Below are 17,126 nucleotides of genomic sequence, written 5' to 3' on the forward strand. Positions count from 1 at the left end.
CGCTCGTCGCGACGGAAGCCACCACGGTCGTCCCGACGCTCGAACGAACGGCCACCACGGTCGCCATCACGGTCACGGTTGAACGGACGACGGTCATCACTGCGCTCGTCGCGACGGAAGCCACCACGGTCGTCCCGACGCTCGAACGAACGGCCACCACGGTCGCCATCACGGTCACGGTTGAACGGACGACGGTCGTCACGACGGTCGTCGCGGCGGAAGCCGCCACGGTCGTCCCGACGCTCGAACGAACGGCCACCGCGCTCGTTGTCACGGTCACGGTTGAACGGACGACGGTCATCACGACGGTCGTCGCGGCGGAAACCGCCACGGTCGTCCCGACGCTCGAACGAACGGCCACCACGGTCGCCGTCACGGTCACGGTTGAACGGACGACGCTCGTACGACGACGAACCCGCCGCACGCTCCTCGCGCTCGCCGCGGTCCACGTCCTGCGCGGCCGGCTGCTCCGGCAGGGAGACCTCCACGACACCCTCGGCCGCCGCGACCGCCTGCGCCTCGGCCACCGCGGCCTCGGGGTCCTCGCCCCGCTCGCGCGCGACCCGCGCCACCAGCCGGTCGGCCTCCTCACGCAGCTCGGTCGCACGCCGCTGCGCACGCTCCAACTGCTTGGTCAGCTGAGCGACCTCGCGCTCCGCCTGCTGAGCGGCGTTGCCGGCCGACTCGGCCTGCACCTCGGTCATCGACCGGGCACCCGTGATCTCGGCGACCGCCGGGTCGAAGGCCGCGCCACCCTGGATGATGTGACGCCCGGCGTCGACGCCCGCGTCCTCCATCAGCCGGAAGATCTGGCGCCGCTGGTGCGGCAGGGACAGCGACACGACCGTGCCGGTCCGGCCCGCACGCGCCGTACGGCCCGCCCGGTGCAGGTAGTCCTTGTGGTCGCCGGCCGGGTCCACGTTCAGCACCAGGTCGATGCCGTCGACGTGGATACCGCGGGCCGCGACGTCCGTGGCGACCAGGACGTTGACGTACCCGTCCTTGAAGTCGGCCAGCGTCCGGGTGCGCGCGCCCTGGGTCATGCCGCCGTGCAGCGCGTCCGACTTCACACCCGCGTCGCGCAGCTGCTCGGCGACACGGTCGGCGCCGAGCTGGGTGCGCACGAAGATGATGGTGCGGCCCTTGCGGGAGGCGATGGCCGCGGTGACCGGAGCCTTGTCCTTCGGCTTCACGATCAGGATGTGGTGCGACATGGTGGTGACGGCGCCCTGGGCGGCGTCGACCTCGTGGCTGACCGGGTTGTTCAGGTACCGGTCGACGAGGGTCTTGATCTCGTTCTCCATCGTCGCGGAGAACAGCATCCGCTGACCGCCCGCCGGAACCTGGTCGAGCAGCTCCGTCACCTCGGGCATGAAGCCCAGGTCGGACATCTGGTCGGCCTCGTCGAGAACCGCGATCTGCACGTTCTCGAGCGAGCAGGCGCCGCGGTTGATGAGGTCGCGCAGACGGCCCGGCGTGGCGACGAGGACGTCGACACCGCGCTCGAGGGCGTAGATCTGGTTGCCCATCGACGTACCGCCGCAGACGACCTTCATCTTCAGGCCGAGGACGTCGCCGTACGGCTGGAGCGCGTCCGCCACCTGCATGGCGAGCTCACGCGTCGGCGTGAGGATCACGGCACGCGGCTTGTGCTTCTCGGTGCGGCCGCCGGCCAGCGTGGCCAGGGCCGGCAGACCGAAGGAGAGGGTCTTGCCGGAGCCGGTGCGGCCACGGCCGAGGATGTCCTTGCCGGCCAGGGCGTCCGGAATGGTCGCCGCCTGGATCGGGAAGGGGACCGTCACGCCGTTCTGCGCGAGCTTGCGCACGATGCCCTCGGGGAGACCGAGGTCCGCGAAGGTGACCTCGGGGGTCGCCTCGACGGAGTCGTTCTCGCCGTTCTCGGGCACGACGACGTGATCAGTACTGGAAATGGACATGCGAATGCGAAACCTTCCGGAGTCTCGTCGGCACGCGCCCGTCAACTCCGTGTTCGCATTCGACCGCCTCAATGCGGTCCGCCACGGCAAGGGAGAGTACGCGCCACACGGCGCGCTCTGCGTTGGCGCCGGGCAAATGGGATCAAACGATCTACCACCATACGCACCCCCTGCCCCTCCGCGCAAATCCACTCCGAAACCGCAGCTCAGCAACCTCGCCGCCGCACCCTCGCCGTGCACAGTTGCGGCGGACATCACACCGGCGACCCCGCCATGGGCGCCGGCTCCCGCTGCTCCAACTGCGGCCCCGGAGGCTGAGGCTCATGCGCCGACGACGACGGCTCCGCCACCGTCGGAGTCGGCGACGGCTGCTGCGGCGGCGGCTCCGGCGACGGTTGCGGCGGCAGCGGATCAGGCACCGTCCGCGTCGGCGTCGGCTGCGCCCTCGTCGGCGTGGGCTCCCCCGGCTTCTCCGTCCACCCCGGTGCGACCGGCGCCGAGGCCGACACACTCGCCCCCGGAGACGGCGACGCGGAGGGCGCCGCGGATTCACCCCGCTTGCCCTTCCCGTGCCCACGCTTGCCGTCCCCGGCCGCCACACCCACCCCGGCCCCACCACCCGACACGGCCGGCCCCCCGTCCGGCGCCGCACCACCCCGCTGCCCCGCGGAATGCGACGGGCTCACACTCCCCCCGGCGTCGTCACCCACACTCATGCAACCGGCGGCAGCGGCGACCGCCACCACCGTGACAGCCAGACGGACGGAAACGCACAAGGGGCGCACGAGCAGCCACCTCCGAGGGTGAGGGAGTCAACCTGCCCAACTCCCCCCGCCCACAAGAGGACACGCGCCACACCGAGGACACGGCCACACCCCGACCGGCCTACCCGTACCCCAGTGCGTGCAGCCGCGCGTCGTCGATCCCGAAGTGATGCGCGATCTCATGCACCACCGTCACCTCGGTCTCCTCGACGACCTCCTCCCGCGACTCACACATCCTGAGCGTCGGCCCTCGATAGATCGTGATCCGATCCGGCAGCACACCCGCGTACCACTCCCCGCGATCGGTCAGCGGAGTCCCCTCGTACAGCCCGAGCAACTCGGGATCCTCCGCCGGCGGCTCGTCCTCGACGAACACCGCGACGTTGTCCATCAACCGAGTCAGCTCCGGCGGAATCCGGTCCAACGCCTCGGCAACCAGTTCCTCGAAGTCCTCGCGCGTCATCTCCAGCACACGCTCATTGTCCGGCACAACACCCCCGAACGAGAGTCCCCAACCCACCGCATATCAGCACCAGCGCTTGGGCATACGGGACCAATGGCCCGCGTCCCCCTCGCCGCCCTGCTCCCCGACCACCGCTCACGCCGCCCCCAGCCGACCCTCGAACTCGTCTCCCGCCCCCGCCCCTGGACACGCGCCCTCGGCCTGGTCCTCGTCGTCCTCGTGGGCGCCTGGCTGGGCCTGCTGATCGTGGGAGACGTACGGGCCCCCGTCGGCCCCATGAACACCACCATGACCCTGCGCCCCTCCGTCACCGGCGGCACAAAGATCAACGTCTCCCCACTGGGCGCACTCAGCCTGGACAGCCACATCGCCCCCGTCCGCCTGGACGTGAACGTCGACCAGCTCGACCCGGTCCGCTCCCAGGCCCTCGTCGACCACCCCGAACGCCTCACCGGCCTCCAGGACGAGATCGCCCAGGACGTCGAGCACGGCACCCTCGACCTCGCCGTCCGCTCCTGCGTCGCCGTCGTCACCGGCGCCACCGCCCTCGGCCTCGCCGTCTACCGCCGCCCCCGCCGCGCCCTCGCCGCCGGCGGCCTCGCCCTGACCCTCCTCGCGGCCTCCGGAGCGACGGCCTACGCCACCTGGAACCCCAAGTCCGTCCTGGAGCCCAGGTTCTCCGGACTGCTCTCCTCCGCGCCCTCCCTGGTCGGCAACGCACGCAGCATCGTCACCGAGTTCGACGTCTACCAGAAGGAACTGGCCCGCCTCGTCACCAACGTGACGAAGCTGTACGACGTCACCTCCACGCTGCCCGCCTACGCGCCGGACCCCACCACCCTCCGCGTCCTGCACGTCTCCGACATCCACCTGAACCCCGCCAGTTGGAAGATCATCGCCTCGCTCGTCGAGCAGTACAAGGTGAACGTCATCGTCGACACCGGCGACACCATGGACCACGGCACGGCCGCGGAGAACGGCTTCCTCGACCCGATCCAGGACCTCGGCGCCCCCTACGTCTGGGTCCGCGGCAACCACGACTCCCGGGTCACCCAGCGCTACCTGGAGCGCATGAAGAACGTGCACGTCCTCGACGAGGGCCGGGCCACGACCATCGCGGGCCTGCGCTTCGCCGGCATCGGGGATCCGCAGTTCACCCCCGACCGCTCGAACAAGCCCGGCGCCGAGGAGTCCCAGGAACTGGCGGGCGCCCGACTCGCTCAGGCCCTGCGCGAGCAGAAGGCCGCCGGAAAGCCCGTGGACGTCGCCATGGCCCACGAGCCCTCCGCCGCCCGCGGGACGGACGGCGAGGTGCCGCTCGTGCTGGCGGGCCATGTCCACCACGAGGGGATGGAGGTCATGAAGAAGGGCACCCGCCTGCGCATCGAGGGCTCCACCGGCGGCAGCGGCCTCCGCGCGGTCGAGGGCAAGTACCCCGACCCCATCGAGGCGTCGATCCTCTACTTCGACCGCGACACCCGCCGCCTCCAGGCCTGGGACGAGATCAAACTGGGCGGCCTGGGCCTCACGACAGCCGAGGTCAGCCGCCACCTCCCCAAGGAGAACCAGCCGGGAGCCACGCCGTCCCCGACCTCGACCTCTCCCTCGCCGGGAGCCCCGTCCACGACCTCCCCGGCGCCGGGGTCCCCCAGTCCCTCGCCCGCCCCCGCCTCCACTCCTCGGTAAACCGTTTTGGCGATACCTCCCGCCATCCCATATGCTTCTCACGTCCCCGACGCGCTGAGAAGCGCCCAGGCGGGCCGATAGCCCTCATCGTCTAGCGGCCTAGGACGCCGCCCTTTCAAGGCGGTAGCACGGGTTCGAATCCCGTTGGGGGCACGCAACACCGTGTGCGACACTGTCGTACACACAGCTTGGTCCTGTGGAGCAGTTTGGAGTGCTCGCCACCCTGTCAAGGTGGAGGCCGCGGGTTCAAATCCCGTCAGGACCGCTGAGGTTTCACGTGAAACCTCGTGGCTGGGTAGCTCAGTTGGTACGAGCGATCGCCTGAAAAGCGATAGGTCGCCGGTTCGACCCCGGCCCCAGCCACAACCGCCCTCATCAGGGCATACGGCCCCACCGAAGATTTTCGGTGGGGCTGTTTTCGTGTCGGCGGCGGGATCGCGCGGAAAGGCACGGGAGTTTTCCCGGAAGGCAACGCCCCGGTTGTGTAAGGGCTCTGGACAACGTCCTGGTTGCGTGAGGACTCCGCTGAACGCGGATCATGATCGTTACGCTGGCCGCGGATCGAGTGCATCCCTGAAAAATTTGAAAGAGGTAAGCCATGCGTGCCTTCGGGCGACTCGCGGCAGCGACGGTGTCCGCCGCCGCTCTCTTCGGCGGTCTGGTGGCCATCGCTCCCGCCGCTTCGGCTCTGCCCGCCGCCTGCACCAAGGACACCACCTACCCCGTACCCCTGTCGGAGACGGTCACGGCGAACGTGAACCTCCGCAAGAACCCGGGGACCGGTTCCGCCTCCCTGGGCATCCTGGCCAAGGGCACGAAGTTCACCAGTCACTGCCTCACCAACAAGGGCGGGACGAACTGGGAATACGGCAAGGTGACGTCCGGGGCGAACAAGGGCAAGTGGGGCTGGGTCGCGTGGGAATACCTGCGCGACTAGTGCGACTCCGGTCTCCGGTCACACCCAAGGCCCCGATCTTCCGGTCGGGGTCTTCGTGTGGGCCCGGCAAAAGGGTTCGCCACGAATTTCGCGGGGGTGAGATCCTGGGTTCCGTATGTCTACGCACCCTGCCCCCGCCTTCGGCGCCCTCGCCTCCCGCCTGACCGAGCTTTCCCTGCGTGACGCGCAGCGGCTCGGGCGGCGGCTCGAAGGTGCGCGCAAGATCCGTAAGCCCGACGCCCGGGCCGCCGTTCTCGCTGAGATCGAGGCGGAGGTGGCCAAGGGCGAGGCCCGTATGGCTGCGCGCGCGGCACGTGTGCCGGCCGTCAGCTACCCCGAGCAGCTTCCCGTCAGTCAGAAGAAGGACGACATCGCGGCGGCGATCCGTGATCACCAGGTCGTCATCGTGGCGGGTGAGACGGGGTCGGGCAAGACCACGCAGATTCCGAAGATCTGCATGGAGCTCGGGCGCGGGGTGAAGGGGATGATCGGGCACACCCAGCCCCGTCGTATCGCGGCCCGGACCGTCGCGGAGCGGGTGGCGGAGGAGTTGGAGACGCCGCTCGGGGAGGCTGTCGGCTGGAAGGTGCGGTTCACGGATCAGGTGGATCCGGAGGCGACCTTCGTCAAGCTGATGACGGACGGCATTCTGCTGGCCGAGATCCAGACCGACCGTGAGCTGCGCGCCTACGACACGATCATCATCGACGAGGCGCACGAGCGGTCCCTCAACATCGACTTTCTGCTGGGTTATCTGGCTCAGCTGCTGCCGCGCCGGCCTGATCTCAAGGTGGTCATCACCTCGGCGACGATCGATCCGGAGCGTTTTTCCCGGCACTTCGGTGATGCCCCGATCGTCGAGGTCAGCGGCCGGACGTATCCCGTGGAGGTGCGGTACCGGCCGCTTCTGGAGGACGACTCGGAGGACTCCGACCGGGACCAGATCACCGCGATCACGGACGCGGTGGAGGAGCTGATGGGTGAGGGGAAGGGCGACATCCTCGTCTTTCTCTCCGGTGAGCGGGAGATCCGGGACACGGCCGACGCGCTCACGAAGAAGCAGTACCGGTTCACTGAGGTGCTGCCCCTTTATGCCCGGCTGTCGCACGCCGAGCAGCATCGCGTCTTCCAGCCGCACACCGGTCGCAGGATCGTTCTGGCCACCAACGTCGCCGAGACGTCGCTGACCGTCCCGGGGATCAAGTACGTCATCGATCCCGGATTCGCCCGGATCTCCCGCTACAGCCACCGCACGAAGGTCCAGCGGCTGCCCATCGAGCCGATCTCGCAGGCCAGCGCCAACCAGCGCAAGGGCCGTTGCGGTCGTACGAGCGACGGTGTCTGCATCCGTCTGTACTCCGAGGACGACTTCGAGGCGCGGCCGGAGTTCACGGACGCGGAGATCCTCCGTACGAACCTGGCTTCCGTCATCCTGCAGATGACCGCGGCCGGCCTCGGCGAGATCGAGAAGTTCCCGTTCATCGACCCGCCGGATCACCGCAACATCCGTGACGGTGTGCAGCTCCTGCAGGAGCTGGGTGCGCTCGATCCCGCGCAGAAGGACCCGCGCAAGCGGCTCACGCAGAATGGCCGGAAGCTGGCCCAGCTGCCCGTCGACCCGCGGCTGGCGCGCATGGTGCTGGAGGCCGACAAGAACGGCTGTGTCCGCGAGGTCATGGTCATCGCGGCCGCGCTGTCCATCCAGGACCCGCGCGAGCGCCCGGCCGACAAGCAGGCCCAGGCCGATCAGCAGCACGCCCGGTTCAAGGACGAGACGAGCGACTTCCTCGCCTATCTGAACCTGTGGCGGTACGTCCGTGAGCAGCAGCGGGAGCGGGGTTCGTCGTCGTTCCGCCGGATGTGCAAGCAGGAGTATCTGAACTTCCTGCGGATCCGCGAGTGGCAGGACATCTACACGCAGCTGCGGACGGTCGCCAAGCAGATGGGCATCCACCTCAACGAGGACGACGCCCCGGGCGACCGCATCCATGTCTCCCTCCTCGCCGGTCTGCTCTCGCACGTCGGTATGAAGGACGTGAAGGACGGCAACAAGAACGAGTACCTGGGTGCCCGCAACGCCAAGTTCGCGATCTTCCCGGGTTCGGCGCTGTTCAGGAAGCAGCCCCGGTTCGTGATGTCGGCGGAGCTGGTGGAGACGAGTCGTCTCTGGGCCCGCGTCAACGCCAAGATCGAGCCGGAGTGGGTCGAGCCGCTCGCCGAGCATCTGCTGAAGCGGACGTACAGCGAGCCGCACTGGGAGAAGGACCAGGCGGCGGTGATGGCGTACGAGAAGGTCACGTTGTACGGCGTACCGATCGTCGCCCAGCGGAAGGTGAACTACGGGCGGATCGATCCGGAGGTCTCCCGGGAGCTTTTCATTCGCAACGCTCTGGTGGAGGGCGACTGGCGTACGCACCACAAGTTCTTCGCCGACAACCGCAGGCTCCTCAGCGAGGTCGAGGAGTTGGAGCACCGTGCGCGGCGTCGGGACATCGTGGTGGACGACGACACGTTGTTCGACTTCTACGAGCAGCGGGTCCCGGAGCACGTGGTGTCGGGCGCGCACTTCGACTCGTGGTGGAAGCGCAAGCGGCAGGAGCAGCCGGACTTCCTGGACTTCGAGCGGGAGATGCTCATCCGGGAGTCGGCGGAGGCGGTCACGAAGGCCGACTATCCGGACTCGTGGCGGCAGGGCCCGCTCAAGTTCCGGGTGACGTACCAGTTCGAGCCGGGTGCGGACGCGGACGGTGTGACGGTCCATGTGCCGCTGCAGGTGCTGAACCAGGTCACGGACGAGGGCTTCGACTGGCAGATCCCGGGGCTGCGGGAGGAGGTCGTCACCGAGCTGATCCGGTCCCTGCCCAAGCCGATCCGCCGCCACTACGTCCCGGCTCCGAACTACGCGAAGGCGTTCCTGGAGAGCGCGGTCCCGTTGCAGGAGCCGCTGACGGTGACGATGGCGCGTGAGTTGAAGCGGATGGTCGGGGTGCCGTTCACCGCGGACGACTTCGACTGGTCGAGGGTTCCCGACCATCTGCGGATCACCTTCCGGATCGTGGACGAGCGGCGGCGCAAGCTGGCCGAGGACAAGGATCTGGAGGCGCTGAAGCTCCGGCTGAAGCCGAAGGCCCGCCAGGCGCTGTCGCAGGCCGCCGCGGCGACGGCGGAACGGGAGGGTGGTGAGTCCCTGGAGCGCAGGGGGCTGACCGACTGGACGATCGGCGCCCTGACGCGTGTCTTCGAGACCCGTCGTGCCGGGCAGCCGGTGAAGGCGTTCCCGGCGCTGGTGGACGACGGTGACACGGTCTCCGTGCGGCTCTTCGACACGGAGGCGGAGCAGGCGGAGGCGATGTGGAAGGGCACGCGTCGGCTGATCCTGCGCAACATCCCGGTGAATCCGGCGAAGTTCGCGAGTGATCGTCTGACGAACGCTCAGAAGCTCGCGCTGTCCGCCAATCCGCACGGCTCGGTCCAAGCGCTGTTCGACGACTGCGCGATGGCGGCGGCGGACAAGCTGATCGGCGACTTCGGCGGTCCGGCCTGGGACGAGGAGTCGTACCGGAAGCTGTTCGACAAGGTGCGTGCGGAGATCGTGGACACGACGGTCCGTGCGGTGGGGCAGGTGCAGCAGGTCCTCGCCGCCTGGCAGGCCTGTGAGCGCCGCCTGAAGGCTGTACGGAGCCCTGTGTTGCTGGCAAACCTGCAGGACGTACGGAAGCAGCTGGACGGCCTTGTGAGGCCGGGCTTCGTGACGGAGGCGGGGGTGGGTCGGCTGGCGGACCTGATGCGGTACCTGGTGGCCGCGGACCGACGGCTCCAGCAGATGCCGACGAACGTCCAGCGGGACACCACACGCATGGAGAAGGTCCACGAGATGCAGGACGAGTACGCCTGGCTCCTGGAGCAGATGCCCCAGGGCCGGCCCGTCCCCTCCTCGGTCCTGGACATCCGCTGGATGATCGAGGAGCTCCGGGTCAGCTATTTCGCCCACGCCTTGGGCACGGCGTACCCCGTCTCGGACAAGCGGATCGTGAAGGCGATCGACGCGGCCGCACCGTGACGACATGCGCACGCTGGGTGAGTTCGACCGTGGGGCTCACCCTCCTGTACAGTCCTTCTCGCAGCGCAACGCAGCAGTAAGCGCCGCAAAACCTGGTCCTGTGGAGCAGTTTGGAGTGCTCGCCACCCTGTCAAGGTGGAGGCCGCGGGTTCAAATCCCGTCAGGACCGCATGGAGCTGGCAGGGGCTCGCATCTCGCAAGAGATGCGAGCCCCTTGGCATGTCCCGCCGTCAACTGAGAGCCTGGGCTTCGGCCCGGGCTCTTTCGTGTGTGCGGAGCGCTCTCAGGGCGCCCCAGGGCCCTCACGCCGTCTTGACGGCGTCACATTCCGCCGGTACCCAGAAAACAGGGCCCTGTTCCCCCGTGCGGCCCGCGGAGGTGGCGTATGGCGGCGTCGGTCAGGCACGAGACGCGAGCGTTGCTCCGCGCGCACCTGTCGGCCGCGTCGTCGTACCGGCATCTGACGCGTCACTGCCCGATCTGCCACCACCTGCTGCGGCTGGCGTTGGACTCCGCTCCTCGGGCCGCACAGGCCCCGCAGGGCCCGGAGGAGGCTGTCGAAGGTGAGAATTCCTCCCCCGCCTGAGGATCCTGGGGTGTGACGGGTGTCACTGCATGAGTTTTTGAAACCTGGGTTCTTACCGGTGTCCTACAACTGGTCAATTTAATATGTGCAATTGCACCAGTCTCACAAGAGATCCGCCACCCCTCCCCAGACTCCGACAAGGCCGCTCACACACCGCCCGGTTGAGCACGCTTCGGCGCACAAAAAAGATCGCGCTGGACCCGGCGGAGTCCAGCGCGATCTACGACGCACCCTTGTTGCGTGCCTGCAGAGCTCTGAGTGGCTTGGGCGTGGGGCCTGTTGGGGCAGTACCCGCGTCGCTTGGAGCTAGGGTTCGGGCGCTACGGCATGTTGGGGGAACTGCCGTTTTGCCCGTTTGTGCGAGCCTCAGGCCTCGCTGCGCTGCTGCGGGATGCCCGCGAGCAGCGCGCGGACCTCAGCCTCGCGGTAACGGCGGTGCCCGCCGAGCGTACGAATGGACGTGAGCTTGCCGGCCTTCGCCCACCGCGTGACCGTCTTCGGGTCCACACGGAACATGGTGGCGACCTCAGCCGGGGTCAGCAGCGGCTCGGCATCAGGGGTGCGAGCGGTCATGAGCGGCCTCCTCGGGAGAACCGAACCTTCTCGGTTCTTTCCTCTAAATTCTGCACCTTGACCCGCGTTGCCCGAAATGGCGGACGCGAGTCGAGTCGGTTATAGGACGAACGGCTTGTCCTCGGCACTACAACTACACCATCTGTCCAGCCGCGTCGGCCAAACCGATGGAATTGCCCCCCAGGTGTTCATCGGCGACGGAAGCCGATGGACCATGCCATAGCGGACAGTCACGCCACTGTGACGATCAGTCACAGGGCGATCAGGAGTCACCAGACCCCCCAAAGCGTGCAATGCTGAGATTCCGGCCACAGTGCAACACAGCGGACGGAAGGAGCCCTCCCCGGACTCCTTGTCCTATTTTGGCACGAGGGGGGGCAAGTGGCGCAAGGGCCGCGTAAGTGCGGTCCATCACCCTTGCGACAAAAGCCGGGATCGGGACCTACGCCCCGTCAGTTCCACAAGTGTCGTAGACCGTACGCTGTTCACAGCTCCCCGGCCGTGACGTACGTCACCTCGGCGACCGCTGTAGCGTGCGTCACACACACGTGTCACGCACGGCCGCCTCACACGCCGTCAGGTCACGGAATCCGGTCGGAGAGTCAGTTCGCCGACCGCCGGTCACGCACCGACCGCCACCGCTCCACGAGCCGCCCGTACGCCTCGCCGGCGCCGACGCCGTCACCGCGCCGCAGCGCCTCGATGCCCTCGGTCACATCCGCCGCCGAGTGGTCGTCCTCCAGCTCGCCGGCCGGCAGCGTGTGCACCAGGCCGCCGTAGTCCAGCTCGACCAGCGAGCGCGGGTGGAACTCCTCCAGCCAGCGCCCCACGTCCACCAGGCCGTCGATGAGCGGCCCCTCGTCGATGGCGTCCCGCAGGGTGCGCAGGGCCCGCGCCACCCGCCGCCGGGCCTGCACCATCGGGGTGCGGTAGCGCAGTAGCGGAGGGACGTCGGCGGTCCCCTTGTCGAACCGCCGCTCCTCGTCGGAGACCAGCACGAACCAGTTCAGCGGGACCTGCCAGGTCGCGGTGCGGATCCAGGGGCGGGCGTCGGGATGGCCGGCCAGCCAGCGCTCGTAGTCCTGGGTGGCCTGGCGGCGTACGACCGGGGGCAGGACGGCGTCCAGGACGGACTCCGGGAGCACCTCGGGCAGCTCCTCCAGTGCCTGCCAGCCGCGCAGCCGGGTCCGCCAGGGGCACACGCAGACGACCCCCTCGACCTCCACCACGAAGGCGTCGCCGCTCTCGTGCACCGGGACCGGGATGGGCGGCATGGGCAGCAGGTCGGCGAGCGAGCGGCGCAGCTCGTCCTGGTACGAGGGGCGGTCGGCGCGGCGGGCGTAGCGGGCCCAGTGAGCGCGCTCCGGCTCCGGGAAGGCGGCCAGCGGCTCGTACACGCGCAGATAGGTCGCGTAGGGGACGATCAGCGAGGACACCTTGGGCACGCCTGCTCCCTCCCCCTCCGACTCTCCGGGAAACCTGCGGAACCCGCACACAAAAGCACGGGAAATCTATGCAAATCGTTGCACGGTCGTACTCCGGGAGTGGGTGATCCTGAGCACTGCACGGATGGCGGGGCCCACAGGCTCTAATCTCGTGCTCACAGCCCCCGCCACCCACACGGGAGCTGTTCTCCACCCGCCGCTACTTACCCAGGAGTCACCACCGTGACCGACGTAACCGGCGCACCCGCTGAGGTCCTGCACACCCTGTTCCGGTCGGACCAGGGAGGCCATGAGCAGGTCGTTCTCTGCCAGGACCGTGCCAGCGGCCTGAAGGCCGTCATCGCCCTCCACTCCACCGCCCTGGGCCCCGCGCTCGGCGGTACGCGCTTCTACCCCTACGCGAACGAGGAGGACGCCGTCTCCGACGCGCTGAACCTCGCGCGCGGGATGTCGTACAAGAACGCCATGGCCGGTCTCGACCACGGCGGCGGCAAGGCCGTGATCATCGGCGACCCCGAGCGGATCAAGACCGAGCAGCTGCTGCTCGCCTACGGCCGGTTCGTCGCCTCGCTCGGCGGGCGCTACGTCACCGCCTGCGACGTCGGTACCTACGTCGCCGACATGGACGTCGTGGCGCGCGAGTGCAACTGGACCACCGGGCGCTCCCCCGAGAACGGCGGCGCCGGAGACTCCTCCGTCCTCACCGCGTTCGGCGTCTACCAGGGCATGCGTGCCTCCGCCCAGCAGCTGTGGGGCGACCCCACGCTGCGCGGCCGCCGAGTCGGTGTCGCGGGCGTCGGCAAGGTGGGCCACCACCTGGTGCGCCACCTGCGGGACGAGGGCGCCGAGGTCGTGGTCACGGACGTGCGCGAGGAGGCCGTACGGCGGATCCTCGACACGTATCCGACGGGTGTGAGCGCCGTCGCCGACACCGAGGCGCTGATCCGGGTCGAGGGCCTGGACATCTACGCCCCCTGCGCGCTGGGCGGCGCCCTGAACGACGACAGCGTCCCGGTGCTGACCGCCAGGGTGGTCTGCGGCGCGGCCAACAACCAGCTCGCCCACCCGGGTGTGGAGAAGGACCTCGCCGACCGCGGGATCCTCTACGCGCCGGACTACGTGGTGAACGCGGGCGGGGTCATCCAGGTCGCCGACGAGCTGCACGGGTTCGACTTCGAGCGGTGCAAGGCGAAGGCGGCGAAGATCTACGACACCACCCTCGCAATCTTCGCGCGTGCGAAGACGGACGGGGTTCCGCCGGCCGCCGCGGCCGACCGGATCGCCGAGCAGCGGATGCACGAGGCGGCCGCGGCGCGCGGTTGGTGAGCCGGTCGGCGAGCCATCGGAAGCGCGTTCCGCGCGTTTGACGGGTACCCGTCGACGGGCAGTTAGAGAGAACTCTCACGTTCGTCGGCGGGTCGCCTGCCAAGAAGTGGTTAAAATCGCGGTTGACCAGCGGGGACAGGGCGCCTCGAGGGTTCTGGACCCAGGCACGTCATGCGGGCGACGTACCGTATGGCCGTGGGCTCAGGTACCGTGGAAGCCCTACGGACCGGTCTCTCTGCGGAGAGTCCGTTCCAGATCATGAACGCGTGTCAAGACTCTGGGGCCGTCGAGCCCCGTCACCGAGGGGGTCGAGCCATGGGGCGCGGCCGGGCCAAGGCCAAGCAGACGAAGGTCGCCCGCCAGCTGAAGTACAACAGCGGCGGGACTGACCTGTCGCGTCTGGCCAGCGAGCTGGGCGCATCGACTTCGAGCCAACCTCCGAACGGCGAGCCGTTCGAGGATGACGAAGACGACGACGACCCGTACGCCCAGTACGCGGATCTTTACAACGACGACGATGAGGACGAGGACGGCGAGTCCGGTCCCGCGTCGCATCGCCGCGGCGCTTGACGCTCTAGCAGTGTTTGACCCGGCCCGGGGTGGTTCGCCACCACCGGACCGGGTTTTGCGCTGCCTTCGCCGTCACCAGGCGTAGCCAGCACCAGGCGTAGTCGGCACCAGGCGTAAGCCTCGTCAGGCGTAGTCGCTCACGAGGGTGGCCCCCGTGGAGTGGTCGCCCCGGTCCGTGATCTCGCCGGCCACCCAGGCGTCGACCCCGCGGTCGGCCAGTGTGGCGAGAGCCACATCCGTCGACTCCTCGGGGACGATCGCAATCATGCCGACGCCCATGTTCAGGGTCTTCTCCAGCTCCAGGCGTTCGACGTCGCCGGTCCTGCCGACGAGGTCGAAGACCGGGGCCGGGGTCCAGGTGGAGCGGTCGACGGTCGCGTGCAGCCCGTCAGGGATGACGCGGGCCAGGTTGGCCGCGAGTCCGCCGCCGGTGATGTGGCTGAAGGCGTGCACCTCGGTGGTGCGCGTCAGGGCCAGGCAGTCCAGCGAGTAGATCTTCGTGGGCTCCAGGAGTTCCTCGCCGAGGGTGCGGCCGAGCTCCTCGATGCGGGCGTCGAGGGAGAGGCCCGCCTGGTTCAGCAGGACGTGACGGACCAGGGAGTACCCGTTCGAGTGAAGCCCGGAGGCCGCCATGGCGATCACGGTGTCGCCCTCACGGATGCGGTCGGGGCCGAGGAGGCGGTCGGCCTCCACCACACCCGTACCGGCGCCGGCGACGTCGAAGTCGTCCTCGCCCAGCAGGCCCGGGTGCTCGGCCGTCTCGCCGCCCACCAGGGCGCAGCCGGCCAGCACACAGCCCTCGGCGATGCCCTTGACGATGGCGGCGACGCGCTCGGGGTGGACCTTGCCGACGCAGATGTAGTCGGTCATGAACAGCGGCTCGGCGCCGCACACCACGATGTCGTCCATGACCATGGCGACGAGGTCGTGACCGATGGTGTCGTACACGCCCAGCTGCCGGGCGATGTCGACCTTGGTGCCCACGCCGTCGGTGGCGGAGGCGAGCAGGGGACGCTCGTAGCGCTTGAGGGCGGAGGCGTCGAAGAGGCCTGCGAAGCCGCCGAGGCCGCCGAGGACCTCGGGGCGCTGCGTCTTCTTCACCCACTCCTTCATGAGCTCCACGGCGCGGTCGCCCGCTTCGATGTCTACGCCCGCGGCTGCGTAGCTGGCACCAGTTGTCTCAGACATGGCTAGGGAGAACCTTCGTGTCGTGCGGCAGGTGTGACGGGCTGTCTACGGGCGGCGGATCGCGTCGGCCGCGGCCGTGGCGGCCGGGCCGGCGGCCAGCTCCGTCTCCAGGAGCTGCTTGCCGAGCAGCTCGGGGTCGGGCAGCTCCATCGGGTACTCGCCGTCGAAGCAGGCGCGGCACAGGTTCGGCTTGGCGATGGTGGTCGCCTCGATCATGCCGTCGATGGAGATGTACGCCAGGGAGTCGGCGCCCAGGGAGGTGCCGATCTCGTCGATGGTCATGCCGTTGGCGATGAGCTCGGCGCGGGTGGCGAAGTCGATGCCGAAGAAGCAGGGCCACTTCACGGGCGGCGAGGAGATCCGGATGTGGACCTCGGCCGCGCCCGCCTCGCGGAGCATCCGGACCAGGGCGCGCTGGGTGTTGCCGCGCACGATCGAGTCGTCCACGACGACCAGGCGCTTGCCCTTGATGACTTCCTTGAGGGGATTCAGCTTCAGACGGATGCCGAGTTGGCGGATGGTCTGTGAGGGCTGGATGAAGGTACGGCCGACGTAGGCGTTCTTCACCAGGCCGCTGCCGAAGGGGATGCCGGAGGCCTCCGCGTAGCCGATGGCGGCGGGGGTGCCGGATTCCGGGGTCGCTATGACGAGGTCGGCCTCGGCCGGGGCCTCCTTCGCGAGGCGGCGGCCCATCTCCACGCGGGAGAGGTACACGTTCCGGCCGGCGATGTCGGTGTCCGGGCGGGCCAGGTACACGTACTCGAAGACACAGCCCTTGGGCTTCGCTTCCGCGAAGCGGGAGGTGCGCAGGCCGTTCTCGTCGATGGCGACGAACTCGCCCGGCTCGATCTCGCGGACGAAGCTGGCGCCGCAGATGTCGAGGGCGGCGGACTCCGAGGCGACGACCCAGCCGCGCTCCAGCCGGCCGAGGACCAGCGGGCGGATGCCCTGCGGGTCGCGGGCGGCGTAGAGGGTGTGCTCGTCCATGAAGACGAGGCTGAAGGCGCCCCGGACCTTGGGCAGGACCGTGTGGGCGGCCTCCTCGATGGTCAGCGGCTTGCCGTCGTCGTCGACCTGGGCGGCGAGCAGGGCCGTGAGGAGGTCGGTGTCGTTGGTGGCCGCCACGCGCGGGGTGCGGCCGCCCTCCTGCTTGGGCAGGTCGGCGACCATCTCGGCGAGCTGGGCGGTGTTGACGAGGTTGCCGTTGTGGCCGAGCGCGATGGAGCCGTGCGCGGTGGCCCGGAACGTCGGCTGGGCGTTCTCCCAGACGGAGGCACCGGTGGTCGAGTAGCGGGCGTGTCCGACCGCGATGTGACCCTGGAGCGATCCGAGGGAGGTCTCGTCGAAGACCTGGGAGACGAGGCCCATGTCCTTGAAGACGAGGATCTGGGAGCCGTTGCTCACCGCGATCCCCGCGGATTCCTGACCCCGATGCTGGAGGGCGTAGAGCCCGAAGTAAGTGAGCTTGGCGACCTCTTCACCGGGAGCCCAGACACCGAAGACGCCGCATGCGTCCTGGGGGCCTTTCTCGCCGGGGAGCAGATCATGACTGAGTCGACCGTCACCACGTGGCACGCCACCGAGTGTAGGC

The 17,126-nt window shown here is 68.9% G+C and carries 12 protein-coding genes and 4 tRNA genes; 10 read left to right on the top strand and 6 right to left on the bottom strand.

Annotated elements, in window-relative coordinates; translation table 11 throughout:
• The coding region (locus tag AC067M_RS33095; protein WP_478700729.1) for a DEAD/DEAH box helicase at positions 1-1,937 on the bottom strand (1,937 nt) is incomplete at its 3' end.
• A gap of 885 nt (positions 1,938-2,822) precedes the next feature.
• Positions 2,823-3,173, bottom strand: coding sequence for a metallopeptidase family protein (locus AC067M_RS33100; protein WP_208299007.1), 351 nt, complete (start codon positions 3,171-3,173; stop codon positions 2,823-2,825).
• A gap of 84 nt (positions 3,174-3,257) precedes the next feature.
• Here AC067M_RS33100 and AC067M_RS33105 point away from each other — a divergent pair, with 84 nt between their 5' ends.
• The 8 genes from AC067M_RS33105 (at position 3,258) to AC067M_RS33140 (ending at position 10,433) form a co-directional block, all read left to right on the top strand.
• A complete protein-coding gene (locus AC067M_RS33105; RefSeq protein WP_478700730.1) occupies positions 3,258-4,850 on the top strand; it encodes a metallophosphoesterase family protein in 1,593 nt (530 codons plus the stop codon).
• 80 nt (positions 4,851-4,930) lie between these two features.
• Positions 4,931-5,003, top strand: a tRNA-Glu gene (locus AC067M_RS33110).
• Between the two features lie 37 nt (positions 5,004-5,040).
• A tRNA-Asp gene (locus AC067M_RS33115) sits at positions 5,041-5,115 on the top strand.
• A 24-nt stretch (positions 5,116-5,139) separates the two neighbouring features.
• Positions 5,140-5,213: transfer RNA gene (locus AC067M_RS33120), tRNA-Phe, on the top strand.
• A 235-nt stretch (positions 5,214-5,448) separates the two neighbouring features.
• Entirely contained in the window at positions 5,449-5,787 is a 339-nt protein-coding gene (locus AC067M_RS33125; RefSeq protein WP_478700731.1) for an SH3 domain-containing protein, read from the top strand.
• A 115-nt stretch (positions 5,788-5,902) separates the two neighbouring features.
• Positions 5,903-9,847, top strand: a complete 3,945-nt coding sequence (gene hrpA / locus AC067M_RS33130; RefSeq protein ID WP_478700732.1) for an ATP-dependent RNA helicase HrpA — start codon at positions 5,903-5,905, stop codon at positions 9,845-9,847.
• Positions 9,848-9,941: 94 nt separating this feature from the next.
• Positions 9,942-10,016 (top strand) — tRNA-Asp (locus tag AC067M_RS33135).
• Between the two features lie 216 nt (positions 10,017-10,232).
• Positions 10,233-10,433 (top strand): DUF6274 family protein, encoded by a 201-nt coding sequence (locus tag AC067M_RS33140; RefSeq protein ID WP_478700733.1) that lies wholly within the window; start codon positions 10,233-10,235, stop codon positions 10,431-10,433.
• 366 nt (positions 10,434-10,799) lie between these two features.
• Here AC067M_RS33140 and bldC read toward each other — a convergent pair whose 3' ends face one another.
• Together bldC and AC067M_RS33150 are read right to left on the bottom strand one after the other, a co-directional pair.
• The gene (gene bldC, locus AC067M_RS33145) at positions 10,800-11,006 is read right to left on the bottom strand and encodes a developmental transcriptional regulator BldC (RefSeq protein ID WP_003949541.1); all 207 of its coding nucleotides are present in this window, start codon (positions 11,004-11,006) and stop codon (positions 10,800-10,802) included.
• Between the two features lie 602 nt (positions 11,007-11,608).
• Complete coding sequence (locus tag AC067M_RS33150) at positions 11,609-12,451, bottom strand: DUF8083 family protein (protein ID WP_478700734.1); 843 nt, start codon at positions 12,449-12,451, stop codon at positions 11,609-11,611.
• 222 nt (positions 12,452-12,673) lie between these two features.
• Between AC067M_RS33150 and AC067M_RS33155 the strand changes: the two genes are divergently transcribed.
• Together AC067M_RS33155 and AC067M_RS33160 are read left to right on the top strand one after the other, a co-directional pair.
• Positions 12,674-13,777, top strand: a complete 1,104-nt coding sequence (locus AC067M_RS33155; protein ID WP_478700735.1) for a Leu/Phe/Val dehydrogenase — start codon at positions 12,674-12,676, stop codon at positions 13,775-13,777.
• 315 nt (positions 13,778-14,092) lie between these two features.
• On the top strand, positions 14,093-14,347 hold the full coding sequence (locus AC067M_RS33160; protein WP_133927882.1) for a DUF3073 domain-containing protein: 255 nt from the start codon (positions 14,093-14,095) through the stop codon (positions 14,345-14,347).
• 123 nt (positions 14,348-14,470) lie between these two features.
• Here the strand turns inward: AC067M_RS33160 and purM are convergent, their stop codons facing one another.
• A complete protein-coding gene (gene purM / locus AC067M_RS33165; protein ID WP_478700736.1) occupies positions 14,471-15,535 on the bottom strand; it encodes a phosphoribosylformylglycinamidine cyclo-ligase in 1,065 nt (354 codons plus the stop codon).
• Positions 15,536-15,580: 45 nt separating this feature from the next.
• On the bottom strand, positions 15,581-17,110 hold the full coding sequence (gene purF / locus AC067M_RS33170; RefSeq protein ID WP_478700737.1) for an amidophosphoribosyltransferase: 1,530 nt from the start codon (positions 17,108-17,110) through the stop codon (positions 15,581-15,583).
• Positions 17,111-17,126: the final 16 nt, after the last annotated feature.

Source organism: Streptomyces sp. NPDC043427 (assembly GCF_056436655.1).

Coding starts and splice junctions, on each gene's coding strand:
- AC067M_RS33140 (WP_478700733.1), top strand. CDS start 10,233: ATGGCGGCGTCGGTCAGGCACGAGACGCGAGCGTTGCTCCGCGCGCAC.
- purM (WP_478700736.1), bottom strand. CDS start 15,535: ATGTCTGAGACAACTGGTGCCAGCTACGCAGCCGCGGGCGTAGACATC.
- hrpA (WP_478700732.1), top strand. CDS start 5,903: ATGTCTACGCACCCTGCCCCCGCCTTCGGCGCCCTCGCCTCCCGCCTG.
- AC067M_RS33125 (WP_478700731.1), top strand. CDS start 5,449: ATGCGTGCCTTCGGGCGACTCGCGGCAGCGACGGTGTCCGCCGCCGCT.
- AC067M_RS33105 (WP_478700730.1), top strand. CDS start 3,258: ATGGCCCGCGTCCCCCTCGCCGCCCTGCTCCCCGACCACCGCTCACGC.
- AC067M_RS33160 (WP_133927882.1), top strand. CDS start 14,093: ATGGGGCGCGGCCGGGCCAAGGCCAAGCAGACGAAGGTCGCCCGCCAG.
- bldC (WP_003949541.1), bottom strand. CDS start 11,006: ATGACCGCTCGCACCCCTGATGCCGAGCCGCTGCTGACCCCGGCTGAG.